The organism is Xanthobacter autotrophicus (assembly GCF_030015065.1).
In the GTDB taxonomy this organism is placed as follows: Bacteria; Pseudomonadota; Alphaproteobacteria; order Rhizobiales; family Xanthobacteraceae; genus Xanthobacter; species Xanthobacter autotrophicus_D.
Genome location: NZ_JAIVFN010000074.1, coordinates 1 through 23,859, shown reverse-complemented (window position 1 = coordinate 23,859; position 23,859 = coordinate 1). Strand labels below are relative to the sequence as shown.

Genomic DNA, 23,859 nt, shown 5'->3' with positions numbered 1-23,859 from the left:
GGATTGTGCGGAGGTCCTGGCGCCCATCTTCGCCCGGATCGATCCGGAGGGCTCCCTGTCCCTCAGGGCCGTTGCAGCGGCGTTGGAGGCTGAAGGGGTGCCTACGGTTTCCGGGAAGGGCAGGTGGACTGCGGCAGGGGTTGCAAGGGTTCGGGAGCGGCTGACAGGGTGAGGGGAGGGGGCGATTACGTCCGTCCCTGCGGCTATCTGCCTTTTTCGGTCGCGTGATGGAGGAAGCCATGGAGTTGGGAGGCGTGCAATGGGCGTGGGCATCACGGCAGGGGCCTCGCTGATGCCATCCCGACAGTCTTCCTCACGGCCCGGTGGACCCTGTGAAGGGAACTGGAAGCCGACTGGCGGCGCCTCAAACTGGGCCGGTATCAGGCGTTCGTGGGGGCGGCTTTTGCGGCACATAGTGGGGCGCAGCAATGACGCCACCAGCCTCCATTCTCCGAGTTCAGCCTGGAGCGTCATATCCCCGCCGGTCACCTTGTGCGGGCCATCGCAAATCCGACGACCTGGCGGGTATCCGGACGTCTCTCAAGCCTTGCTACAGTGAGCCCGGATGCCCCTCGATTGATCCCGAGCCGGTGAGCCGGATGTTGCTCATCGGCCATTGCTTTGGCATCCACCCCATCCGTTCACCATCGCATTTGGTTAAGGGCGGCATGCCGGCGCATGTCAGCGCTGCACTGCGGTGCCGGAAAGTGGCGGCAGGGCCGAGAGCGGGATGATGATGTTGGCCCACACCCGCGTGTCGTTGCCGCCGTAATTTTCCTGCCACAGGTCGGTGGTCAGCTTCAATTGCACATTGACGAGACCGAAGTCGTAGCCAACCAGCCCGCCAGCGGCGAACTGGCGCTGGCGGGCATAACCTGAATAGGGCGCGGTGAGATCCGTGGAGCCAAAGGCCACAGCGCCAATCTCGAACTTGCCGAATTTATGGGTAGCGGTGAGATCCACGTTGAACCAGGAGGGGCCACCGTCAACTCCGTCGCTGCCGGTGCCATAGACGAAGGTGGAGGAGAGGTTCCAGCCGTCCTTCAGATAGCTGAGGGCTGCCAGGCCTTGAAACGACGTGTAATCGCGGCCCACATCCGTGTTCATCGGCAGGTAGATGCCGGCCTGGAAGCCACCATAGAAGCCACCGCCCAGGTCCCATTTCAACTGGGCGTCCAGGATGGTGTTGGCGAAGCCGGAGAATTGCGGCCCGCCATCCACGTCCACGTTCACATACGGCATCACCGTGTCCAGCAGGAGCCGGCCGCCGGCGATGGTCACGGGCGTGGACCAGATGAGCCAGAGCGGCGCGAGCGCGGTGACATCCTGGTGCGGGTTCGAATCGCGCGAGCCATAGGTGGGAATGGTGATGCTGTAGAGCCCTTCCGGCAGCGGAAAGCCCATGGGAATGCCGGTGGAGATGCCGGGCATCAGCTCGGACCCGGCCTCGGCGGCGGAAACCGGAAGCGCCAGCAGCAGCGCGCTCGTGACCAGTGTGCGGATGTTCTTCATATCCTCCCCCAGAGCGCGGCTTGCATGCCCGGCTGTCCGCCGGTTTCTCGCCACCATCCGCGCTTCGAGGGGAAGCTATGAAATGAAGATTAGCGCGTCTAATACTTGATCGTATGCTCTGCCATACCTTGTTGGGTATGAGTACACTTGTTGCTTCTCGCGCTTTTCACGTCTATTGGCTGAATGGGGGTCACCCGCGGGCTGGTGCTATCGCGTCCACACCAGGCTCCAGGTTGCCATCGACACTCTGTTTCAGGCGATAGGCGAGCTGGCGCCGGGTGATGCCGAGCAGGCTGGCGGCCTGGGTGAAGTTGCCGCCGGAGCGTTCCACCGCCCGTTCGAGAAGGCACCGCTCATGCGTGTGCAGATCGAAGCCTTCGCTCAGGAGGGCGTCGTAAAGGCGCTCATTTCCAGCTTCCTCGCTGCGCCCGAGGCCGCCGCGCCGGTCGATGACCGCGCCGGGGGCGGACGGGGGGGCGCCGCCGGCGAACAGGTGCTCGACCTCGATCCGGCCGCCGGCGGGGGCGAGCAGGATGCCGCGCTCCACCAGGTTCTGCAGCTCCCGCACATTGCCGGGCCAGTCGTGGGCCATGAGCGCCTGCATGGCGCGGTCGCTCACCCCGCGCAGCAACTTATGGTAGCTGGGCGCGATCTTCTCGATCAGCGCCGCGACCAGAAGAGGAATGTCCGACTTGCGCTCCCGGAGCGGCGGGATGACCACGGGATAGGTGGCGAGACGATAATAGAGATCGGCGCGGAAGCGGCCGGTCTCGATGGCGCGGTGCAGGTCGACATTGGTGGCGGCCACCACCCGCACGTCCACTTTCCGCGCCTCGCTGCCTCCGAGGCGCTCGACCTCACCGGTCTGCAACACCCGCAGCAGCTTCACCTGCGCGGAGGGGGAAAGATCGCCCACCTCGTCCAGAAACAGGGTGCCGCCGTCGGCCCGCTCGAAACGTCCCGGTCGCGACTGCTGGGCGCCCGTATAGGCGCCCTTCTGCACGCCGAACAGCTCGGATTCGATGAGCTCGTTGGGCAGGGCCGCGCAATTGACCGCCACGAACGGCTTTTGCACGCGCGGACTATTCTCATGCAGCCAATGGGCGAACACCTCCTTGCCGGCGCCGGTCTCGCCCAGGAGCAGGACGTTGATGGGACTGTTGGCGGCCTTGCTCAGGAGTTCGAAAGCGGCGCGGAAGCCGGGGGCGTTGCCCACGAGCTTGCCGCGGCTGCATTGCTCCTGAAGCTGCCCGCGCAGCTGGGCGAGTTCTGCTTCCATCTCCTGCAACTGCCCTTCCAAATTGTCGGGACGGAAATAATCGAGATAGGCATCGGCGCCCCAGGCCTCGGCCGGTTTGCCGACGATGACGCACTTGTCGTCGCCCTTGCAGACGCATTGCACCTCCCGGAACACGATAAGGCGCTTGAAGAACTGCGTGACATAGCCGGACGCGTAGCCGACCACGCTCCAGCAGGCGGTTTCCGTGCCCTTGCCGAACAGCCGCATGTGGGATTCGGCTTCCCACGAATTTTCAAGCTCCACCTCGCCGTTAAAGGTACCCTTTTCCCAGTCGATATCGGCGCGGGTGATGTTGGCTTTCACCACGCCTTCCACCGCGTGCAGCTCGGGGCCGATGCGGAACACCTCGTAGGGCGAGCCGGCACCAGTGAGCTTGCGGGCGAGGTCGGCGTCCTGGCGGCCGGCGGCGAAGCCCATGCGCAGCAGCAGTCCTTGGGCGCGGCGCGCGCCGAGCGTGTCGAACAACTCGCGCCGGAGCGCGCCGAATGCTTGCGTGTGCAGCAGCAGCATGCGGCTCTCGTCGAGCCAGATGTGGGCATTGTTCAGGTCGAATCTCAGTCGAGAGCGCAAGTCGAACTGTTCGATCAGCTTGCTTTTGGCCATCCGGCGTACTCCTCCCCACGCTCTATCTTCCGGCTGGTCTCCGCCTGCGGGGTGCCCCCGCGCGTGCCTCCGGTTTTGTCTGGCGCCCGTGGCGGCGCCTTGCACCCGCATGCGCCACCTCGCCCTGTTTTTAGCACATGCGACCTTCGCGGTGCGGGTGTGGCCGTTCCGCCGCGGAGAGAGGGTCGCGTGGAGCGCCTTCGGCGACGCCAGCGGAGCTTGGTCACCATTCCATCGGCAAGGCGGACCCGTAAGCTCCGGGTTCAAGGTCTGGTTGGAAGGATATGGGGCGTGGAAATACTCATCCAATATCATTGAATGGGCAGAGCAATACCTTTAAGGTATGTTCATGGCTTTTGATGTGAGCGCCTTCACCCATGGACCTGAGACATCTTCGTTATTTCATCGCCGTGGCCGAGGAGAAGAATATCGGTCGCGCGGCGGCACGCCTGCACATTTCCCAGCCGCCGCTGACGCGTCAAATTCAGCAGCTGGAGGCGGAGCTCGGCGTAAGCTTGTTCATCCGCACGCCGCGCGGAGTGGAACTGACCGAGGTGGGCGAGCTGTTCCTGGCTGAGGCCCGCAACATCCGTTCGGTGGTGGAACAGGCCACCGAGCGCACCCAGAGGGCGGGCCAGGGCAAGCTCGGGCGGCTCGACATCGCCATCTTCGGTTCCGCCATCCTTGACGTCATCCCCAAGCTGCTGCGGGCCTACAAGGTCATGTTCCCGAAGGTGAAGATCGTGCTCCACACCATGAACAAGGGCGAGCAGATCGAGGCCTTGCAGCAGCGTCGCATCAGTGTCGGTTTCAACCGCATCCTCTCGCCGACACCCGGCATCACCGCCGAACTGGTGACCACGGAGGCGTTGCTGCTTGCCGTCAACGCGGCCCACCCCCTGGCATCACGCGACGTCGTGCCGTTCGAGGCGCTGGCGGGGGAGCCGCTGGTGCTGTTTCCCACCGGGGTGCGGCCGAGTTTCGTCGATACGGTGGTCGCCCTGTGCCAGAGCGCGGGCTTCACGCCGGAAGTGTCGCAGGAGGTTGGCGACGCCGTCACCGCCGTCGCTCTCGTGGCCGGCGGCTTCGGCTTGTGCCTGGTGCCGCAATCAGCCACTGTGCTGGCGTTTCCTGGAGTGGTCTATCGCCCGCTCAGCGATGTTCCCACCCCTGGCCGGGTGGATCTGAGCTGCATCTACCGCTCTGACGACCAGTCGCCGCTGCTTGCCGGGTTCCTCGCCGAAGTCCGGCGTTTCCGCGCCGGCCTGCGGACCTGATCAGCGTTCCGGCCGGGCACCGCAGGCGGATCTGCGCATGCCGCCCATCACCTTCAGAGTCAGCCGGCTCTCGGGCCGGATGCGGCAGGCGAGGGCCTGGCCGGCGCGCTGCTCGTCCTCCGTCACGTGCTGGCGGCTCATGACGCCGGCCTGGTAGCGGCCATCCACCACCGCCACCTTGCACACCCCGCAGCCGCCGCCCCGGCAGCCGAGCGGAATGCCTCTGCGGCCAAGGCGGGCCATGCCCACCAGCACTGTCTCATTCTCGTCGCAGAGATAGGATTCACCGGTGTCGGCAATATGGATCTCATGCTTCATGGCGTTCCTCCATCATTGTTGTTGTCCATGGCGATCAAGGATCGAGCGCCTGGCGGCACTCAGGGCGCAATGGTGCGGGCGCGGATCTCGTCGGCCCTGATGGTGGCGGCGGCGGTGCCAGCAATGAACCAATCTTCCGGTGCGATCTGCCGACATGCTCCGCGCACCTGGGTGCGCGGCGTTTCGGTCAGCTCCACCAGGAGATCGGTGAAGCCGGAGGCGAGCCTGTGGCGTTCCTCCAGGGGGCGGCCGACGAGGACGAGGAATTCGAAATAGGGTGCGGGGACGCCGCCTCGGCTCAGCGGAACACCGGCGACCGCAGCATGCGCGGCCGGATAGCTGACAATGAAGGCGCGCACCCGATCGGCGGGGGCGCGCAGCACCTCGCAATAGAGGGCGCTGGCGCGCTCCAGCAGCTGTTCGGCCCGCTCCGTGTCGATGCCGTCCGCAAGATGAAAGGTGACGATCGGCACGATGTCCTCCCCCATGGGTCCCGCCGGATCCCGCGCCTCAGAGGGCTCAGGGCAGACCGCGGCGGCGGCCCGCATCCAGCATCAAAGTCGAGCCGGTCATGGCGTCGGCCTCGGGCGCCAGCAGCAGTTCCACCGCCCAGGCAACCTGTTCCGGCGTGGTAAAGACGCCGAGGGAGGATTCCGCCTTCATCTCCTCCAGCACGGCGGCGGCCGTGGTGGCGCGCAAGGCTGCGCGGTCGGCGGCCACCCGGCGCAGCCGTTCGGTGTCGGCGGGGCCCGGCGCGATGAGATGGGCGGTGATGCGGCGCGGGCCATAGGCGAGGCTGAGCTGGCGCACCACATTGACCAGCGCGGCGTTAGCAACGCCCGCGGCTGCGGCATAGGCGCTGGGCTCGAAGCCGTAATGGCCGCCGATGGTGACGAGCCGCGCGCCGGGCACCAGGGCGGCATCCACCGCGCGCACCAGCCGGAGCAGGCCGCCCACCTTGATGTTCACTGCCTCCGCCAGGGCCGACGGCGAGATGGAGTAAATGCCGCCGGCCACCACCACGCCCGGCCCGTGGACCACCATGCGCACCGGCCCGTCCACCGCCGCCGCGATGGCGGCAGTGGCGCTGTCGGTGGAAATGTCGGCCACGCAGGGCACGATGGCGGGGCACTCCGCCTGAAGGGTCGAGAGCGTGCCGAGGGAACGTGCTACCGCCACCACGCGCAATCCCGCCAGCTCCAGGCGCGGGACTATGACCTTGCCGAAGGCGCCGGTAGCACCCACCACAACGGCGGTTTCGGCGCCGCGTCCGCCGGCGCGCGCGGCGCCGCCTCCAGTTTCGTTTTCCATCCCTTTTCCATCTTTATCATGGGACCGGGCGCGGACGCCCGGTCGATCAGCGCACAGAGCATTTCTCCTTTTCGCGGAATCGGAGAAATGCTTTAGAGAACGCGTTGTCCTTCTTGAGTTTAGATGGCGATTCACCGAGCAAATTGGCTCAATTTGCTCGGATCGCGCTCTAGATCATTGAGTTGACGTGTTTTCTCCACGCGAACCGGTGTCCACTTCGCTCGAAAGCACTCTGGTGGATCAACCGAAACGGACGGTACCCATCCGTTTCGAAAAGTTGACCCACCAGATCAAAGAGTTGTGGTTCGACCTGCGCGCGACAGATGGGTTCCATCTGTCGCGGTCGAACCACTAGGACCTGTTCAGGCGGCTGCGTCCTTGATGAGGCCGCGGGCCTTGGCCATGGTCATGGCGGTGTCCTGAATCATATCCTCTTGGCCGCCGATCATCTTCTTACGGCCGAGCTCCACCAGGATGTCGCGCGCCGGAACGCCGAAGCGTTCTCCCGCCTTCTTGGCGTGCAGCAGGAAGGTGGAATAGACGCCCGCGAAGCCGAGGGTGAGCGCCTCGCGATCCACCCGCACGAGGTGATCCATCATCGGCACGATGACATCCTCGGCAAGGTCCATGAGCTTGAACAGATCGACCCCGGTCTCGATGCCCAGGCGCTCGCACACCGCCACGAACACCTCCAGCGGCGTGTTGCCAGCCCCCGCGCCGAGGCCGGCCACCGAGCCGTCGATGCGGCTCGCGCCCTCCTCGATAGCGGTGATGGAATTGGCGATGCCCATGGCGAGATTGTGGTGGCCGTGGAAGCCGATCTCGGTGGCGGGATCGAGCACCTCCTGCAGGGCGCGGATGCGGACCCGCACGTCGTCCGGCAGCATGTAGCCGGCGGAGTCGGTCACAAAGATCGTCTGCGCGCCGTAGCTCTCCATCAACTTGCCTTGGTGGGCGATGCCGGCGGCATCGTTGAGATGGGCCATCATCAGGAAGCCGGTGGTGTCCATGCCGAGCTTGCGGGCATAGGCGATGTGCTGGGGCGCGGTGTCGGCCTCGGTGCAGTGGGTAGCCACGTGCACGGAGCGGGCGCCGGCATCATAGGCCGCCTCCAGCTCCTTCATGGTGCCGAGGCCGGGAATGAGCAGCACCGACACCTTGGCCTGCTTCATGCGCGAGGCTACCGCGTTGATGTAGGCCTCGTTGGTGGCAAGGGCGAAGCCGTGCTGGAGCGAGTTGCCGCCGAGGCCCGCGCCATGGGTGACCTGCAGATAGGGTACGCCGGCGTCGTCGAGGCCGGTCGCGACCTTCACCATCTGGTCGATGCTGATCTGCTCGCGCTTGGCGTGCATGCCGTCGCGCAGGCACATGTCGTGCAGGATGATCCTGCGGCCCTTCAGGCTTTCGGAAGATGTGGTCATCATGCGGCCTCCACTGCTTTCGGCTTGATGCGCCCGGCGAGGATCTCCTCGGCGAACATCTCGGCGGTGCGGGTGCCGGCCGCGGTCATGATGTCGAGATTGCCGGCATATTTGGGCAGGTAGTCGCCAAGGCCTGCGACCTCCATGAACACGGACACCTTGTTTCCGTCGAAGATCGGTCCGTTTACCAAGCGATAGCCGGGAACATATTTTTGAACCTCGCCGATCATCTTGAGGATGGAGGCGCTGAGCTTCTCTTCGTCCGGCGGTTCCGCGGTGAGGCAATAGATGGTGTTGCGCATGATCATGGGCGGCTCGGCCGGATTGATGATGGCGAGCGCCTTGCCCTTCTTCGCCCCGCCCACCCTCTCGATGGCGCTCGACGTGGTGTAGGTGAACTCGTCGAGATTGGCGCGTGTGCCCGGCCCCACCGACTTTGAGGCGAGGCTTGCGACGATCTCCGCATAATCCACCGGCTGTACTTGCGAGACGGCCGCGACAATGGGGATCGTCGCCTGTCCGGCACAGGAGATCATGTTGACGTTCATCTCCAGCCGGTCGGCATGCTGGCGCAGGTTCACCGGCGGCACGCAGAGCGGGCCGATGGCGGCCGGGGTGAGGTCGATCATGAGGACGCCCAGGGCGTTGAGCTTTCGGCTGTTTTCCGCGTGCACATAGGCGCTGGTGGCGTCGAAGGCGATCTGGACCCCGTCCGCCTCCACATGGGGCAGAAGGGCATCCACGCCCTCGGCGGTGGTCTTCAGGCCCATGTCGCGGGCGCGGGCGAGCCCTTCGGATTGGGGGTCGATACCGACCATCCAGACGGGCTCCAGCACGGCGCTGCGGCGGATCTTATAGACGAGATCGGTGCCGATATTGCCCGAGCCAATGATGGCACATTTGATCTTGCTCACGGGTTCTGCTCCTCAAGGCTGGGCTGGTGGACGCCGTTGGCGCGCTGGGCTTGGGTGAGGCCGGCGACGAAGAAGCCGTCCTTGCCGTGCTCGGTGATGAGGATGCGCACCGTTTCCGGATCGCAGGGCAGGCTCTCGCTGACCGCCTTGGTGACGGCGGCGGCGACCCGCCGTTTCTGGTCGCTGGTGCGCCCCTCCAGCAGGTGCATTTCGATGATGGGCATGGAAAAAGCCTTTGTTTCAAGTCTTTGCAGTGTCAGGCAACGAACCTCGCGCCGACCGAGCCGAGCTCCTGGAAGCGCGCGATCACGTGGTCGCCCGCCTTCACGGGGATGGCTTCGGTGATGCCGCCGCTCATGACGAAGCTGCCGGCCGGCAGGCTCTCGCCCAGCTCGGCGAGGATGTTCACCAGCATGGCGATGGCCTCGGCCGGATGGCCGAGCACGGCGGCGGAAGCGCCCATGGCTGCGATCTCGCCATTCTTCTCCAGCACCACGCCGAGGGTGCGCAGGTCGAGATCATCCGCGTAGCGCGCCCGCCCGCCGCCGACGAAGCGGGCGGAGGAGGAATTGTCCGCCACCACGCTTTCCAGATCGAACTTGAAGCCGTGGAAGCGGGAATCGATGATCTCGATGGCGGGCAGCACGTAGCCGGTGGCGGCGAGCACGTCGGCGCTGGTGCAGCCGGGACCCTTCAGGTCCGCCTTCATGACGAAGGCCACCTCGCACTCGACCCGCGGATGCACCAGGTCGGACAGGGTGATGGCGGAATTTTCCGGCCGCGCCATGCGATCGGTAAGAAAGCCGATAGAGGGCACATCCACCCCCATCTGCCGCATCTTCGCCTTGGAGGTGAGGCCGGCCTTCCAGCCCACCAGCCGGTGGCCCTGGGCGAGATAGCGCTGGCGCAACTCGTTCTGCACCGCATAGCTGTCGGCCAGGGTCATGCCTGGATATTCCTCGGTGAGCTTGGGGATGGCGACCGCCCGCTTCTGCGCGCCCTCGACGCGCTCGGTGAGACGCACCACGTCTTCCCGCGAGAGGGTGATGGACGTGCTCATGCCGCAGCCTTTCCGGAAAAACGCACCCGGCAGCTGCCGAGGCCACCCACGGTGCAGACCAGTTCGTCGCCATCCACGACCGGGATCAGCGCCGATTGGGAGCCGGACAGGATCACCTCCCCGGCCTTGAAGGGAATGCCGAGCTCGCCCAGCGTGTTGGCGAGCCACGCCACGGCATTGGCGGGCGAGCCCTGCACCGCCGCCCCGACGCCGGTGGCCGCCACCTCGCCATTCTTTTCCACCACCATGCCGGCAAGGGTGATGTCGAGCCGGCGCGGATCACCCTTCGCCTCGCCCAGCACGTAGACGCCGCAGGAGGCGTTGTCCGCCACCGTGTCCTGGATCTTGATGGCCCAGTCGGTGATGCGGGAATCGACGATCTCGAAGCAGGGGCGCACATGGTCGGTGGCGTGGATGACGTCCATGGCCGTGACGCCAGGCCCCTTCAGGTCGTCTTTCAGCACGAAGGCGAGCTCAGCCTCGGCCTTGGGCTGGATCAGACGGGAGAGGTCCACGGTGTCGCCGTCCACGTGCACCATGGCGGAGGTGAGCATGCCGAAATCGGGCTGGAACACGCCGAGCAGCTCCTGCACCGGCCGGCTGGTGGCGCCGATCTTCTTGCCAACGATGGTTTCCCCCGCCGCGAGGCGGCGGGCCACGAAGCGCTCCTGGATGCGGTAGGCATCGACAATGGTGATGTCCGGCACCCGGGCGAGAAGCGGCGGAACCGGTCGGCGGGCGAGGAATGCGTCGTAAAGGGCGTCGCCATGGGCGTTGATCTGATCCAGGGTCATGGCCGCCTCACAGCTTCACGCACACATTGCGCAGCTCGGTGTAGAATTCGAGCGAATGCACGCCGCCCTCGCGGCCGATGCCCGATTGCCTGGCGCCGCCGAAGGCGGTGCGCAAATCGCGCAGGAACCAGCTGTTTACCCAGGCGATGCCCACATCGATGCGCGCCGCCACCCGGTGGGCACGGGCAAGGTTGGTGGTCCAGATGGTGGTGGCGAGGCCGTAATCGGTGGCGTTGGCGAGCGTCACCGCTTCTGCTTCCTCATCGAATGGGCGGATGTGGCAGCAAGGGCCGAATATCTCTTCCTTGACCACCGCCGCCGTGTCCGGCAGCCCGATCCAGATGGTGGGTTCCACCCACGCCCCTTCGGCGAGGTCCTGCGGCATCTGAGGCACCCCGCCGCCGGTGACGACGGTGGCGCCCTCTTCCACCGCCTTCTTGTAATAAGACAGCACCTTGGCGCGGTGCTCGTGGCTGATAAGGGGGCCGTAATTCGCGCTCGGGTCATCGGGGCGGCCGAACCGTACGGCTTCCGCCTTGGCCTTCAGGGCGGCGACGAAACGCTCGAAAAGGGGCCGCTCCACATAAACGCGCTCGGTGCCGAGGCAAACCTGGCCGGAATTGAGGAAGGACGAGCGGAAGATGCCGTCCACCGCCGCGTCGAAATCGCAATCGGCGAAGACGAGGCCGGCATTCTTGCCGCCCAGCTCGAACGACACGTCGCGCATGCCTTCGGAAGCGGCCTTCATGATGGCGGCGCCGGTGCGCGTCTCGCCGGTGAAGGTGATGGCGTTTACTCCCGGATGACGGGTGAGGAACTCGCCGGCGGAATTGGGGCCGAAGCCGTGGATTACGTTATAGACGCCCTTGGGCATGCCCACCGCGTTCATCACCTCGCCCAGCAGGGTCGCTGTGTTGGGCGTCTCCTCGGAAGGCTTCACCACCACCGTGTTGCCGCAGGCGAGCGCCGGCCCCACCTTCCAGGTCATGAGCATGAACGGCGCGTTCCAGGGGCACACCACGCCCACCACCCCCTTGGGCACACGCAGGGCATAGTTGAGCGCGCCCGTGCCGTCCGGGGTCGCCATCTGGAACGCCTCGGTGGGCACGTTCTTGATGACGTCGGCGAACACCTTGAAGTTGGCCGCGCCGCGCGGAATGAAGGCGTTCGTCATCACGTGACGGGGCTGGCCGGTATCGGCCATTTCCGCTTCCACGAAATCCTCGAACCGGCGTGTGATCTCGTCGGCCACGGCATAGAGCAGGCTTACCCGCTGCTCGGTGGACATGCGCCCCCATTCACCGTCGAGGGCGGCGCGGGCGGCGCCGACGGCGGCATCCACCTCGGCGTGCCCCGCCTCGGCGATGGAGGAGATGACGCGGTTGTCGAGCGGCGAGCGCTTCTCGAAGCGCCGCCCGCTGGCGGCGGGAACGAACGCGCCGGCGATGAAATTGCCGATCTGGCGCACGCCTGCCGATGGCGACAGGTCGTGAGCGCGGCTGGTGTTCTGCAGCGCCATGGCTCGTGGAACCTTCCGGATACTGTTGTGAGTGGATTTCACCGCTTGCGATAAGGGTATGGCGGGCCAGAAATACCGTCTAATACTATTGCGTGGCCCGAGTGATAGCCTCAGGGTATGGCGCGCCCGACGGGATCCGCCTCAGATGGCCTTGAACAGGGGGCTTCGCACCTGCTGGGCATCGGCAGCCGAGATGAACCTTTCGGTATAGATATCGCGCTCGAACAGGCGGCCCTGCATGAGGGTGGCGATGGCCGCCTCGATCATGGCCGGCGGCCCGCACAGATAGGCCTTGTGGCCGCGGAAATCGTTGCCGAAATGGGCCTTGCCCGCCTCGTGCACGAAGCCGCGGAAGCCGCGCCAGTCCGACCCCGCCGGCTCCTGCGAGAGGGCCGGCACATAAGTGAAATTGGGGTGCTTCCGGGCCAGCTCCAGGAATTCCAGGTGATAATAGAGCTCCTGCCGCGTGCGCTGGCCGTAGACTAGGGTGATGGGCTTGTCGAACCCCTCGGCCAGAAGGTCGAGGATCATGGCGCGCGGACTGGACAGGCCGGAGCCGCCCGCCATGAGGATCACCGGTACATTGGCGGACTTCTTCACGAAGAAGCGGCCATAGGGCCCGGTCAGCGTCACCCGGTCGCCAACGCGCAAGGTTTCGTGCACATAAGTGGTGGCCCGGCCGCCGGGCACGAGGCGGATGTTGAGCTCGATCTCGCGCCCGTCGCCCGGCGGGCTGGCGATGGAGAAAGCCCGGCTGCCAATGCCCTGCGGCAGCTCCAGATTGACATATTGCCCGGCCTGGAAACGCAGGCCCGCCGCATCATCAAGGGTGATGAAGACCCCCTTGATGGTGGGGGTCAGATCCTCGATGCGGCTGACGGTGCCGGGAAAATCCCGCACCGGCAGGTTCAGCGCGTCCGCATCCTCCTCGATCTCGGCCTCGATCACGAGGTCGCTTTCGGCGCGGGCGCAGCAGGCGAGGCACAGGCCTTCCTCGCGCTCGAAATCCATGAGGGCGAAGCTGGAAGCTTCGCCATGGTCCACCGCGCCGTCCGCCACCTTCACCTTGCAGGTGGCGCACAGGCCGTGGCAGCAGGCATGCGGCAGGTAGATGCCCGCCCGGAGCGCCGCGTCGAGAATGGTCTGGCCCTCGGCGATGGCGATGGTCTGGCCCAAGGGTGCGATGGTGAGGTCGTAGCTCATGCCACGGCCTCCTCTTCGATCAGGGAATTGAGCCCAGGCGTGCGCAGGCGCAGCTGGCTCTTGTGGGTGATGCCGTTCTCCTTGAGCGAGCGCTTGAAATCTGGTGTGAACGGCGCATTGGCTTTGAGCCAGCCCGCCTTGCTCCAGTCGATGGCGGCGGCGTCCGGGTCCGGCGCCAGGAGCGCCGCGAGCGGGCCCTCCACCAGCTCTCGGAAGGTCGTCTCCGGCGGCACGCAGATGAGGAAGGGGGCGGCGAACAAGAGGTGATGGTCCCAGCTCACATAGACCAACTGGTGGCCGTCGAAATTCGCCTCAAGGTCGCGCGGGATGCCCCCATAGGGCTTGGTGGACGACACGGTCATGGCCTGCCCTCAGCTGTTGGAGGTGGCGAGACCGCGCCACGCCTCGAAATTCTGCCGGTCCTGCGAAACGGAATAATCGCCGTTGTCGGCGCCGTCCCTCAGGCTCACCCAATCCATCCAGGCGCCGAGATCGCCCTTGATGGGGGCCTGGAACAATTGCGGCATGGGCAGCCAAGCCTGAACGTATTTCTCCGGCTCCGCCTCGAAGACTTCCTGGCAGCCATCGGAGCAGAAATGATAGATCTCGCCCTTATAGACAGTCTCCCGGTGGCACAGCTTGGTGGGGTCGTCGGGCTCGGTGAAGACGCACGGCAGCTGGCAGCACTGGCACAGCTTGGCGAGGCCGTAATTCTTGAACGGCGTGCCCGCCGCTGCCAGCGTCTTGATGTGGGTCCAGCGCGGCTGATAATATTTGTCGAATGTGGTCGGATACTTCGCCGACAGCCATGCCATGTCATCGTCGGACGGAATCCAGCTGTGGAAGGCGGTGCCGAAGCTCCACTGGTAGAGGCCCAGCATGAACTGGTGGGACATGTGGTCGATGGCCTTTTCGGCATCATCCCAATGCTTAGGTGGGCGGATGCCATAGCGCGAAAGATCCCGGAACAGCGCGCCACCATTCTCCACCCCGTAGATCTGCCACGCCTCGCGCCAGGACATGACGCGCTTGGGCAGCATGTAGTCCATCATGGTGGAGACGAGGCCGAGCACGCGGAAGCCACGCCAGAACCACTTGTCGATCCAGCCCTGGACGATGGGTAGGTTGTCTGGATCCTGCTCCAGCATAAACTTGATGCATTCGAGGCCGAGCGTCATGTGCCGCGCCTCGTCCGACTGGGCGGAGAAGCCGAAGGTCACCGTGGCCATGTCGCCGTTATAGGCGGCCCCCGACATGAACGGTACGAACAACAGGTTGGTCAGCACGTATTCGAACGAGAAGCCGATGGCGATCATGAATTCGAACGGCCCGGCGCTCATGGCATCATCGAAGAAGGAGCGCGCCACTGACGTGTACCAGATGCGGTCGCGGGCATCGGCGAATGCGTGGAAGCCGGTATAATACTTGTTATAGTTGGACAGCGCGTGGATCTGCGTCTGCGCATGGCGCAGCTCGTCGATGGCCTGCATCTGGCAGGCGACCTGGGTGCCGACGCCGGGAAACTCGCGGCCGACGCGGGCGAAGCCCTTGTGGGCGGCGTATTCACCGGGACTAATGGCCTGGAGGAAGATCTTCAGGGCCGACAGATAACGTGCATCAGTGATGTTGAGGTGCCCGTTGTTCTGGGCATGGGCGTCAACGATGGCATAGAATTTACGTTCTTTTTCGGCCTGATACTTCCAATAGGCGTCCATGGTCAGACGGAAGGGGTCTTCCCACTTCTCCCAGTCATGAACCTTGATGCCCTCATAGGTGGCAAAGGGAAAAATCTTGTCCTTGGCCTGATAGCTCGGCTCCCAGCCCAGATCGCGGGTGAGCAGCCGATACTTCTCCTTGAGGCCGAGCTTCCTTCTTTCGACCTTGCTATCCATGGTCGCCTCCAAATGGTCTTATCGTTGGCATTGCGAGAGCCGCCGGAACTTTGCCGGTCAGGGGCCCTCAAGACGCACGTCGCGGTCCTGCGCGCGGGCGGGCTCCGGCCGAGGGACGCGTCAGCGCCGCCAGCTCAGGGTCAGGCTGTCGTCGTCCTCGGTCACGTTGCCCCCGAGGGTGATGAGGTTGATGTGCAGTTCCTGCAGGTCGAACGGCCGGCCGAGCCGCTCCTCGACGCTGGCGCGCTGGATCACCAGACAATCGGGGGCGTCGATCTTCACCATGGCCGGCTCGCGGTTCACCACCGCATGGGGATTGTCGTCGGCGATGGCCTCGATGATGGGCCTGGTATCCTCATTGGCCTGGAGGGCGATGAACACGGTGGACATGGGCCTTCCCCCTCAGATCATGATGTTGGATTTTTCGAGCCGGGCGCGCTGCATCGCCGCCTGCTCGGCCACCGCGTCGGCGGCGCCGGCGCCAAGGGCGATGTCCGCCACCGGGACCAGGGCCGAGGCGGCGCGCGTGCTCCAGTGCCCGCACCACTCCTGGAGGATGAAGCGGTTGTCGTCGGATTCCGCGGCTGCGGTCTTCAGCACCGCATCCACCCATTTGCGGGTTTCATCGAACCAGGCGCTCATGAACTGGGTCAGCAGCGCCACCGCCGCGCCGCCTCGGGCGGGCAGGTCGTCCTCGACGATGCGGCCATAGACGAGCGGATAGAGCAGGCCGTCGAGAGCAAGATTCTGCGCCACGAACAGCTCAAACGGGTCGCGCACCACCAGCGTGTCTTCCACATAGCGGCGCAGGGGCTGGAAGGCGGGGCCATGGAGCCAGGCCGCCTTGCCTGCCGCCAGCGCCTCCACATCGCCCAGCAGCAGCCCGAGGCGCGAGAGATATTGCGCAATGCCGAGCTGATCCATGGCCGCGAACATGCATGGCTGGGTAAAGGTGACGCCATAGCCGTAGCCGCACACGAAGGCATTGTTCTGGTTTGCGCCCCAGGCCGCATGGCGCAGCGGCACCAGCAGGTCGAGGGCCGTGCGGCGCACCTCTTCGGGCAAAAGATCGCCGAGGCCCCGCGCCTCCACGAAGCTGAAATTGGCGTCCGCCGTCTCCTGCTGACGGGCGCGGCCGACCGTATAGCTGGAATAGTAGAACTGGCGCGGGTCCTTCAGCCCATACCAGTCCTTCATCACGATCTTGGTGATGTTCGGATCGTAAAGATCCTGCTCCGGATCCCAGGTGGGCTTGTAATGGAGATTCTCGGCAGCCTGGATGTCATAGCTGCCTTCCTGGTAGCGCGAGGCCGGCTTGTCGCCGAAGCGGCGCGCCAGATGGTCGAAGGTGTTGCGCAACGGTTGAATGGAGACCGTGCGGAGGTCGATCTGCATGGGGGGGCTCCTTGGGGCGTCTTGTTGGGCTGTTCTTGAGGGCAAGGCCCTGGTGCGGCGCTCCGCGCGGGGCGGAGCGCCAGCTTGCATCACCGGATGCGCGTGCCGGTGGCGTCGCCGAGGCGCCAGTCGAAGTCACCCGGCGGCTCGGTTTGCGCCGGGGCGGGTGGAAAAGGCTCCACCCGCTGCTCGGCGCAGAAGGCGGCGAACGCCTCGCGTGCGAGGATCATCTCGACGAACAGTTCCGGCTCGCCGATGGCGAAGTCGAACTCCACGAAGCCACTGTCCCGCTCATGGGTGACACGGACGAAACGTCGGCTGGTGTCGATGGGCGCGGGCTCAATGTCCCGCGGGGGAGCGAGGGCCTCCACGGGGCGCGCTCTCAGGTCACCACCGTCAGGAAGCTGTCGTGCAGCTTGCCTTGGGGGAAGTCGAGCCCGTGGGGGAAGCCCTCGAAGGTCCAGGTGATGGTTCGCGAGTCGGGATAGGGCTCGTAGCCACCGGCAAAGGTCTCGAAGCGGTTGCCGGAGGGGTCCCAAGCATAGATGGTCTCGCCGCGCGTTACGCCGTGGCGGGTGGGGCCGATGTCGATGGGCACCTTGTTCATGCCCATGATGTCGCCGGCGCGCAGCACCCGCTCCCAGGTGGGCATGCGGAAGGAGAGGTGGTGCAGCTTGCCGGGCTCGGGATATTCCACGAAGGCGATGTCGTGGGTCTTGTGCGAGCAGGAGAAGAACAGGCCGATTTCCGGCTCCCCTGCCTCGGCCGGGCCCAGGATGCGTTCCACCAGATGGAAGCCCAGCACCTCCATGAACAGCACCTTGTTGGCCATCACGTTGGGGCCATAGAGCAGACAGTGGTCGAAGCGCACGGGGGCCATTCCGCGATCGGCATCGGGTGCCCACGGGGCGGGATTGACGGCCGGCAGGCCGTTGCCGATCTGCGTCTTTTCCGCATACAGCTCCATCACATGTCCGGTCGGTAGCACGAAGCGCACCCGCTCGCCGGTTTCCAGAAGGTCGCCGGCGGGCACCCGTTCGGTCTTTAGGCCGAACGCCTGGATATCCTTGTCGAGCTGATCGAGCGTGCTCGCGTTCAGTACTTTGAAGCCGATAAAGTCGATGCCAGCACCGTCGGCCTGCCGCAGGATGAGGCTGCTGTGGTCGTGCTCGTCCCAGCACTTGAAATAGACCCGGCCCTGCCCGTCACGCCCGGTCTCCACGAGACCCATGATGTCGCGGTAGAAGCGGGTCGCCTGTTCGAGATCCAATACCCGCAGCTGGGCGTGGCCCGGACGCAGGATGCCTGTCATTGCCATGTCTTGTTTCCTCCCTTGTTAACAATTCTTTTAAGGATTGCTGCCGGTGCTCGGCGCTGTCCTCTGCCTCCGTTCTATCGGCAAGTCGCGTGCCAAGGCTGGCGAGTCCGCGCTGCTGCTCAATCCATGGCGCGCGGCTGGGGAATGTCCCAGCCCGCGAACGTGACCATTTGGTCGGACTGGCCATGGGGAATGACAAAAACGTAAAGCTGCAATGCAGCATCCATCGGGACGTCGGTTGGAGACCGCATGCGGGCTGAGGCTGCGGCCTTGCCTGTGCCGTCGGGTGTTGTTCCCGAAGGGCGTCCCGGCGCAGACAACCTGGCTTTTGGCAGGGTGATGGGAGCGCTTGACGGCTGCGACATCACTCACCGGGATCGCGCCGTGGCATCCTGACGTAGCGGGTATTGCCTGGACCTGTGATCGGTATTGGATGAGGCAGGGGTAATGCCTAGTATCGACCTTTCCCTTCGGTGCCGGCGAGCCGGCGCAAAAAAGGAAGGACCGGGCGCAAGACCCGGCAGCGCAACCCGCCGCGAGAGCGGGTGCGCCGAAGACGGAAACGAGGAGGCGCTGTCGGAGATGTCCAACGCGTGCAACTGGGCGAAGGACCTGAAATCGGGCTCCTTGCATGATCGCATGCTGGCGAGGCACCTGCATTTCTCGCCGGATACCGGCCACATCCAAATGTTCGACCAGCGCATGCTGTTGATGCACGGCTTCCTGGTCGCGGCGCTGCGTCGCGAGCTGATCGAGCGACTGGGCCAGGGCACGGCGCGTGAGACGTTCACACGCCTGGGCTACCAGCAGGGGATGGCCGATGCGCGCGGCCTGCGTGAGCGTGAGGGCGACGATCTCGGCCGGTTGTTCGCGCTGGGTCCGAGGCTGCGGGAGATCGAGGGGTTCGTGCGTAATCAGGCGATTGAGCGCATCCAGTTCAACGTGCAAAACGGCGAGTTTCGAGGCGACTATTACTGGGAGTTCTCCTGGGAGGCGGAAGCCCACCGCGCCCATTTCGGCGTCACCTCGGAGCCGGCCTGCTGGATGATGATCGGCTACGCCAGTGGTTTCACTACCCTGCTCATGGGGCGGCCAATCCTGTGGCGTGAGATCGAATGCGTCGCCATGGGCCATGCCCGCTGCCGCGTGGTCGGCCGGCCGCTGGAGGAATGGGACGACGCGGAGGATGACCTCAGGTTTCTGCGCATGGAGGATTTTGTCTCCCCCCCGAGGTCGGTGCGTCCACAGCCCCGGCAGGCGGGGCGACCGGGCGCCCCGCCTGCCGGGGCTCTGCCGGATCTGGTCGGCGCATCGGCGCCGTTTAACGCGGTGGTGCACAAGATCAAACGTGTGGCCGCCACCGATGCCACGGTTCTGTTCCTCGGCGAGAGCGGCGTTGGCAAGGAGCGCTTCACCAAGACGCTCCACGCCATCAGCCCGCGCGCCGGTGGCCCGCTGGTGTCGCTGAATTGCGCGGCGATTCCGCATGATCTGGTGGAAGCGGAGCTGTTCGGGGTCGAGAAGGGCGCGTTCACCGGCGCCACCGCCAGCCGGCCGGGCCGGTTCGAGCGGGCCGAGCGGGGCACCATCCTGCTCGATGAAATCAGCAGCCTTCCGCTGGCGGCGCAGGGAAAGCTGCTGCGCGTCTTGCAGGAACGGGAAGTGGAACGCGTGGGGGGCACCAGCGTGCGGCCCGTGGACGTGCGGGTCGTGGCCGCCTCCAACCGCGACCTCAGGGCAGAAGTGCAGGCGGGGCGGTTCCGCGAGGATCTGTTCTTTCGTCTCAACGTTTTCCCGATCGAGATTCCGCCGCTGCGTGAGCGGCGGGAAGACATTCCCTTGCTGGTCAACATCTTTCTGCGCCGCTCCACGGAACGCATGGGCAAGACCATCGGCGGACTCACGCAGCGGGCCAGCGAGGCCCTGTGGGCCTATGACTGGCCCGGCAATGTGCGCGAACTGGAGAACATGGTCGAGCGTGCCGTCATCCTGGCCGATCCCGGCGCCAATCTCGATCTGGAGCACCTGTTCTCCGGCGGCGAGACGCTGACGGGATGCTCGACGCCACCCTCCGCACGGGTCCCTGGTGCCGTGCCGGTCGCTCTGGCAGCCGAGCTGAGCGACGATGCCGTGGCAGCGCTGCTGGCAGAGGAAGGCAGCCTGGAGCAGGTGGAGACGCGCCTGCTCAACTATGCGCTCGAATGCAGCAAGGGCAATGTCTCCGCCGCAGCGCGGCTGCTCAAACTGCGGCGCGGCCAGCTTGAGTATCGGCTGAAAAAATCCCGGCGTCATTGACGCCGGGCCAGTTGAGGCGCATGCGCCCCCGGAGGTTACGTAGCGCACGTTCAGCCTTGCGCCGCAATCATCTGCCGCAGTAGCCGGCGAACCCGGACCGGAGCGGCGTCGTTGGACATCAGCACCGGCGACAGGGAGAAGAATTCGGCGCCGCCCATCTCCTGCTCCACCGCTTCGATGATGGGGCCGTCTTCATTGACGAAGGCTCCGTGCATGGCCTGGATCTTCGCGGCGTTGAACTCCGCGTCTTCCACGAGGTGGTTGCGCCGGGTTGCGAACCAATAGTGCGAGGTGGTCGCGGTCTCGGGCGTCACTGTGTGCAGGTCGTACTGACCGATGCAGGCGTCGAGATCGAGCGGGCCGTTGCCCTGGGTGGCGCCGATCGACAGCTGGATGTTGGCCGGCGACGCCCAGTTCACCTGCACGAACATCCGTGTCTCGGCCTGCGGGTCCGGCAGGAAGTTGTTGAAGATCAGCATGCCCGGGGTCTGCCGCCATTCCCAGCGGGCGGAAACGCTGCCCGCGTTCTCGACCACCTGTGGGATCAATGGGGTCAGCTGGCCACGAGTGCTGATGATCTCGCTATGCAGATGGTCCACGTGGCTGAGGTCCATCACATTGTCGATGATGAGCTCGTAATTGGCCTTGAGGTGCATGTAGGTCTGGCCGAGCGCGTTCTCGTGCCCGTCCACCAGCGGGGCATAATCGTGCAGCAAGTCCGCGTCGGGGGTGGCATCGCCCATCCAGATCCAGATGAAGCCGTAGCGTTCCTGCAAAGGATAGGCCCGGACCTTGGCCGCCTTCGGGATATGCCCGCCGCCGTGCGGGTTCTGCGTGCAGGCGCCCGTGCAGTCGAAACGCAGGCCGTGATACGGGCAGATCAGCTCGTCACCATCCCGCCGGCCGAGATGAAGCGGCACGAAGCGGTGAGGGCAGCGGTCCTGCAGGGCCACCGGCGTGCCGTCCTGGGTGCGGTAGATAACCACCCCCTTGTTGAGCAGGGTGCGGTGGAGCAGATCGGTCGCGTTCAGCTCCCGCGACAGGGCGGCGACATACCAGGCATTCTCCAGAAATACGCTCTCGCTGGGCATTCTTGGGTTTCCTTGTCCTAGCTTGCTTTGTTCGGGCGCGTGGATGGACCTGCGGCAGCCGCGCCCTTGGGCTTGCCGCAAGGGGGGCGAACTCAAAGATCGAGGAGCAGATAGGGGCTGCGCGCGCGGGAAACGCAGGGTGTGAAGCAGTCATTGCGCGCGCGCTCCGCTACCGTGAGGCAGGTGTCGCGATGCTCCGGCTCACCTTCGAGAATTGGCGTGAGACAGGTGCCGCACACGCCCTGCTCGCAGGAGGCCGACAGTGGTACCCCGGCCCCGTGCAGCGCCTCCAGAGCGCTCTGGCCCTCGCCCACCCGCACCGAGCGCCCGCTGCGCTGCAATCGCAGCTCGAACGGCGCGCCAGGGAGCGTAGGCGCTGGAGTGAAGGCCTCCGCGTGAAGCTGCGCGTCGGCCCAGCCGTTTGCCCGCGCGGTGTCGAGGATATGGGCGATGAAGCCGGCTGGGCCGCAGACATAAGCGTGGGTGTGTGGGTCTGGCGTCGCCAGCCGCTCCGCGGCGTTCAGGCGCTGAGTGTCGTCGCCATCATCCCTGTGGAAGCGCACGGCGTCGGCGAGGGGGCCATGGCTCAGCTCGTCGAGGAAAGCGGTCGTCGCGCGCGAGCGGGTGCAGTAATCGAGGCTGAAGGGCCGTCCCTGCCGCTGCAACTGGCGCGCCATGGCGAGCAGCGGCGTGATGCCGATGCCCCCGGCGAACAGGAGTGCCGGCCCTTCTTCCGCGAGTGGAAACAGATTTCGCGGAGCGCCGATGCGCAGGGCCGTTCCTTCCACCAGCGTCTCATGGGCGCAGACCGATCCCCCCCGACTTTGGGGATCGCGTAGAATAGCGATCTCGTAGCGATCGTGTTCCGCGGGATCATTGAGCAGCGAATACTGCCTTGTCATGCCATTGGGCAATTCCAGATCGATGTGTGCCCCGGCGGTGAAGGCCGGAAGTTCGGCCTCCCTGGTAGCGCTCAGTTCGAGGGCGATGATGTGGTCGGCCACCTTGCGGCGCCGGGTCACCCGGACATTGAGCATGCGTCTCTCCCTGCAAGAACGTTTTGCGGATGAGAACGCAAGCGTCGTGCCGGATGCCGGCGCCATGTACTTTCAATGCTTTTCCGCATTTGGATCAACACGGCGGCTGACACAATTCAGGAAATGACGAAAGCTCAAGAAATACGGAAATTGCGGCCGTTCCGGTATCTTGCCTGCGGCCGAGACCGCCTCCAGCAGCCGGTCCCAGACCCCGGCGGCCCGCCAGCGCACGAAACGGTTGTAGAGGGTTGTGCGCGGACCATAGCGCTCCGGAACATCCCGCCACGGTGCCCCTGTGCGGAACCGCCAGAGGATGCCGTTGATCACCCGGCGGTCATCAACCCGCGCAACACCGCGCACCTTGTTCGGCGGCAGCGGCGCGATGATCGCCCATTCCTCGTCGGTCAGCTCGTGGCGGCGTATCTCTCAGGCTTCCGGTTCGGGAGCTTGAGTCACGACAGGCCCGACCACGCAAATTCATGGGGTCACTGCCTAGGCGCAGCCTTGGGCTCGGCAGGCGGGGGTGAGTCGCGCAGGCGCCAACAAAATCGGGCAGGGAGCGTTCTGTAGTGTACCATTTAGTGTGCCGGCTGGTGTACCAACGTCCGGTCTGCACCATAAAGGGCACTGATATTAAAGGACAATTTTTTTGGGGAGGTACTCTGGCGCGCCCTAGGGGAGTCGAACCCCTCTCTCCACCGTGAAAGAGACCGGTTTTTGCGGTTTTTCCGTCCGCCAAAGTTTGTTGGAATCCAACTTTTTCAATAACTTAGTCCATTCGTGTCCGTGCTTGTGTGCCGATGTGCGCACCCATATAGTTGACGAATAGTCGACGGTTTTGGGGGCTTCCAGCATGGGGCGGGCGGTGGTGGAGGCGGCGGTGACGACGCGCAACGCGCGGTCGCGGCTGAGCGCGGGAATGCATTGGCGGAGCGTCTCACCCGAGGTGCATCTTGGCTACCGGAAGGGTGTGCGTGGCGGTCGGTGGGTCGTCCGGTGGCGGGACGCAGAGGGCTCCTACAAGCAAGAGACGATTGGTGTCGCTGACGACGCCATCGATGGGGATGGTGAAGCCACCTTCAGCTTCGCCCAGGCTGATCGCCGGGCCCGCGATATCGTGGAGCAGCGCCGGGCCGACGCAAAGGCGGAGAAGGATGGGCCGGCCCCCACCGTGAAAGCGGCGGTGGAAGCCTACGTCGAGGCCTATGAGGCGCGCCAGCGCGCGGCGAGCGGCGGCATCCTTGGGCGCCGGGCCGCCCGTGGCCAGCTTGGCCGCCATGTGCTCACCGATGAAATTGCCGACGTGAAGCTGCACGAGCTGACGCGCGACGCGCTGCGGGGCTGGCGCAAGCGACTCGGCGAGCGCGGACTCGCCATCGCGACGGTGCGGCGCATCTCCAACGATTTCCGGGCCGCCCTGAACGCGGCGGCGGAAGAGCACCACAACCGGCTTCCCGCCGCCTTTCCACTGGAGGTGAAGGCCGGCCTCGCCTCCACCGAGCAAGGCTACTCGCCGGTGGCGCGCGAGGCGCAGGTCCTGCCCGACGCCGACGTGCGGCGGATCGTGGCCGCTGCGTGGGAGGTGGACGGGGCAGGGGG

22 protein-coding genes and 2 pseudogenes are annotated in these 23,859 nt (G+C 65.3%); 3 read left to right on the top strand and 21 right to left on the bottom strand.

From position 1 onward, the window contains the following. Positions 1 to 681: 681 nt before the first annotated feature. Together K9U40_RS15105 and K9U40_RS15100 are read right to left on the bottom strand one after the other, a co-directional pair. Entirely contained in the window at positions 682 to 1,512 is an 831-nt protein-coding gene (locus K9U40_RS15105; RefSeq protein WP_282890979.1) for a transporter, read from the bottom strand. A 190-nt stretch (positions 1,513 to 1,702) separates the two neighbouring features. Then, positions 1,703 to 3,415 carry a sigma-54-dependent Fis family transcriptional regulator gene (locus K9U40_RS15100; protein WP_282890978.1) on the bottom strand — a complete coding sequence of 571 codons (1,713 nt, stop codon included), beginning with the start codon at positions 3,413 to 3,415 and terminating at the stop codon, positions 1,703 to 1,705. Between the two features lie 377 nt (positions 3,416 to 3,792). Between K9U40_RS15100 and K9U40_RS15095 the strand changes: the two genes are divergently transcribed. Further along, positions 3,793 to 4,692 (top strand): LysR substrate-binding domain-containing protein, encoded by a 900-nt coding sequence (locus tag K9U40_RS15095; protein ID WP_282890977.1) that lies wholly within the window; start codon positions 3,793 to 3,795, stop codon positions 4,690 to 4,692. Here the strand turns inward: K9U40_RS15095 and K9U40_RS15090 are convergent, their stop codons facing one another. The 16 genes from K9U40_RS15090 to K9U40_RS15015 form a co-directional block, all read right to left on the bottom strand. Next, positions 4,693 to 5,010, bottom strand: coding sequence for a 2Fe-2S iron-sulfur cluster binding domain-containing protein (locus tag K9U40_RS15090; RefSeq protein WP_282890976.1), 318 nt, complete (start codon positions 5,008 to 5,010; stop codon positions 4,693 to 4,695). A 59-nt stretch (positions 5,011 to 5,069) separates the two neighbouring features. Further along, positions 5,070 to 5,498, bottom strand: a complete 429-nt coding sequence (locus tag K9U40_RS15085) for a tautomerase family protein (protein ID WP_282890975.1) — start codon at positions 5,496 to 5,498, stop codon at positions 5,070 to 5,072. Positions 5,499 to 5,529: 31 nt separating this feature from the next. Beyond that, positions 5,530 to 6,321: an SDR family NAD(P)-dependent oxidoreductase gene (locus tag K9U40_RS15080; RefSeq protein ID WP_282890974.1), complete on the bottom strand. Its 792-nt coding sequence runs from the start codon at positions 6,319 to 6,321 to the stop codon at positions 5,530 to 5,532. Positions 6,322 to 6,683: 362 nt separating this feature from the next. Next, the gene (gene dmpG, locus K9U40_RS15075) at positions 6,684 to 7,742 is read right to left on the bottom strand and encodes a 4-hydroxy-2-oxovalerate aldolase (protein ID WP_282890973.1); all 1,059 of its coding nucleotides are present in this window, start codon (positions 7,740 to 7,742) and stop codon (positions 6,684 to 6,686) included. Then, a complete protein-coding gene (locus K9U40_RS15070) occupies positions 7,742 to 8,656 on the bottom strand; it encodes an acetaldehyde dehydrogenase (acetylating) (RefSeq protein WP_282890972.1) in 915 nt (304 codons plus the stop codon). Before K9U40_RS15070 ends, dmpG begins: the two co-directional genes overlap by 1 nt. Next, on the bottom strand, positions 8,653 to 8,880 hold the full coding sequence (locus K9U40_RS15065) for a tautomerase family protein (RefSeq protein WP_282890971.1): 228 nt from the start codon (positions 8,878 to 8,880) through the stop codon (positions 8,653 to 8,655). Before K9U40_RS15065 ends, K9U40_RS15070 begins: the two co-directional genes overlap by 4 nt. Positions 8,881 to 8,912: 32 nt before the next feature. After that, a complete protein-coding gene (dmpH, locus tag K9U40_RS15060; RefSeq protein WP_282890970.1) occupies positions 8,913 to 9,716 on the bottom strand; it encodes a 2-oxo-3-hexenedioate decarboxylase in 804 nt (267 codons plus the stop codon). Next, the gene (gene dmpE / locus K9U40_RS15055) at positions 9,713 to 10,510 is read right to left on the bottom strand and encodes a 2-oxopent-4-enoate hydratase (protein ID WP_282890969.1); all 798 of its coding nucleotides are present in this window, start codon (positions 10,508 to 10,510) and stop codon (positions 9,713 to 9,715) included. The genes dmpH and dmpE overlap by 4 nt, the downstream gene beginning before the upstream one ends. A gap of 7 nt (positions 10,511 to 10,517) precedes the next feature. Next, positions 10,518 to 12,029, bottom strand: a complete 1,512-nt coding sequence (locus K9U40_RS15050; protein ID WP_282890968.1) for a 2-hydroxymuconic semialdehyde dehydrogenase — start codon at positions 12,027 to 12,029, stop codon at positions 10,518 to 10,520. A 141-nt stretch (positions 12,030 to 12,170) separates the two neighbouring features. After that, positions 12,171 to 13,232, bottom strand: a complete 1,062-nt coding sequence (locus K9U40_RS15045; protein WP_282890967.1) for an NADH:ubiquinone reductase (Na(+)-transporting) subunit F — start codon at positions 13,230 to 13,232, stop codon at positions 12,171 to 12,173. After that, entirely contained in the window at positions 13,229 to 13,594 is a 366-nt protein-coding gene (locus K9U40_RS15040) for a phenol hydroxylase subunit P4 (RefSeq protein ID WP_282890966.1), read from the bottom strand. The genes K9U40_RS15045 and K9U40_RS15040 overlap by 4 nt, the downstream gene beginning before the upstream one ends. Positions 13,595 to 13,603: 9 nt before the next feature. Next, positions 13,604 to 15,124 (bottom strand): YHS domain-containing protein, encoded by a 1,521-nt coding sequence (locus K9U40_RS15035; protein ID WP_282890965.1) that lies wholly within the window; start codon positions 15,122 to 15,124, stop codon positions 13,604 to 13,606. A gap of 120 nt (positions 15,125 to 15,244) precedes the next feature. Beyond that, positions 15,245 to 15,514: an MmoB/DmpM family protein gene (locus K9U40_RS15030; RefSeq protein WP_282890964.1), complete on the bottom strand. Its 270-nt coding sequence runs from the start codon at positions 15,512 to 15,514 to the stop codon at positions 15,245 to 15,247. Between the two features lie 12 nt (positions 15,515 to 15,526). Beyond that, entirely contained in the window at positions 15,527 to 16,519 is a 993-nt protein-coding gene (locus K9U40_RS15025; RefSeq protein ID WP_282890963.1) for an aromatic/alkene monooxygenase hydroxylase subunit beta, read from the bottom strand. An 89-nt stretch (positions 16,520 to 16,608) separates the two neighbouring features. Continuing rightward, positions 16,609 to 16,890: a phenol hydroxylase subunit gene (locus K9U40_RS15020; protein WP_282890962.1), complete on the bottom strand. Its 282-nt coding sequence runs from the start codon at positions 16,888 to 16,890 to the stop codon at positions 16,609 to 16,611. Between the two features lie 11 nt (positions 16,891 to 16,901). Continuing rightward, positions 16,902 to 17,837 (bottom strand): catechol 2,3-dioxygenase, encoded by a 936-nt coding sequence (locus K9U40_RS15015; protein ID WP_282890961.1) that lies wholly within the window; start codon positions 17,835 to 17,837, stop codon positions 16,902 to 16,904. A gap of 582 nt (positions 17,838 to 18,419) precedes the next feature. Here K9U40_RS15015 and K9U40_RS15010 point away from each other — a divergent pair. Further along, positions 18,420 to 20,132: a sigma-54-dependent Fis family transcriptional regulator gene (locus K9U40_RS15010; RefSeq protein WP_282890960.1), complete on the top strand. Its 1,713-nt coding sequence runs from the start codon at positions 18,420 to 18,422 to the stop codon at positions 20,130 to 20,132. Positions 20,133 to 20,182: 50 nt separating this feature from the next. Here K9U40_RS15010 and K9U40_RS15005 read toward each other — a convergent pair whose 3' ends face one another. The 3 genes and pseudogenes from K9U40_RS15005 to K9U40_RS14995 all read right to left on the bottom strand — a co-directional run. Then, positions 20,183 to 21,223: an aromatic ring-hydroxylating dioxygenase subunit alpha gene (locus K9U40_RS15005; RefSeq protein WP_282890959.1), complete on the bottom strand. Its 1,041-nt coding sequence runs from the start codon at positions 21,221 to 21,223 to the stop codon at positions 20,183 to 20,185. Between the two features lie 92 nt (positions 21,224 to 21,315). Further along, positions 21,316 to 22,260, bottom strand: a complete 945-nt coding sequence (locus K9U40_RS15000) for a PDR/VanB family oxidoreductase (RefSeq protein ID WP_282890958.1) — start codon at positions 22,258 to 22,260, stop codon at positions 21,316 to 21,318. Between the two features lie 177 nt (positions 22,261 to 22,437). Next, positions 22,438 to 22,683, bottom strand: a pseudogene (locus tag K9U40_RS14995) (transposase); the annotation flags it as partial. Positions 22,684 to 23,179: 496 nt separating this feature from the next. Between K9U40_RS14995 and K9U40_RS14990 the strand changes: the two are divergent. Then, a pseudogene (locus K9U40_RS14990) lies at positions 23,180 to 23,859 on the top strand (tyrosine-type recombinase/integrase); the annotation flags it as partial.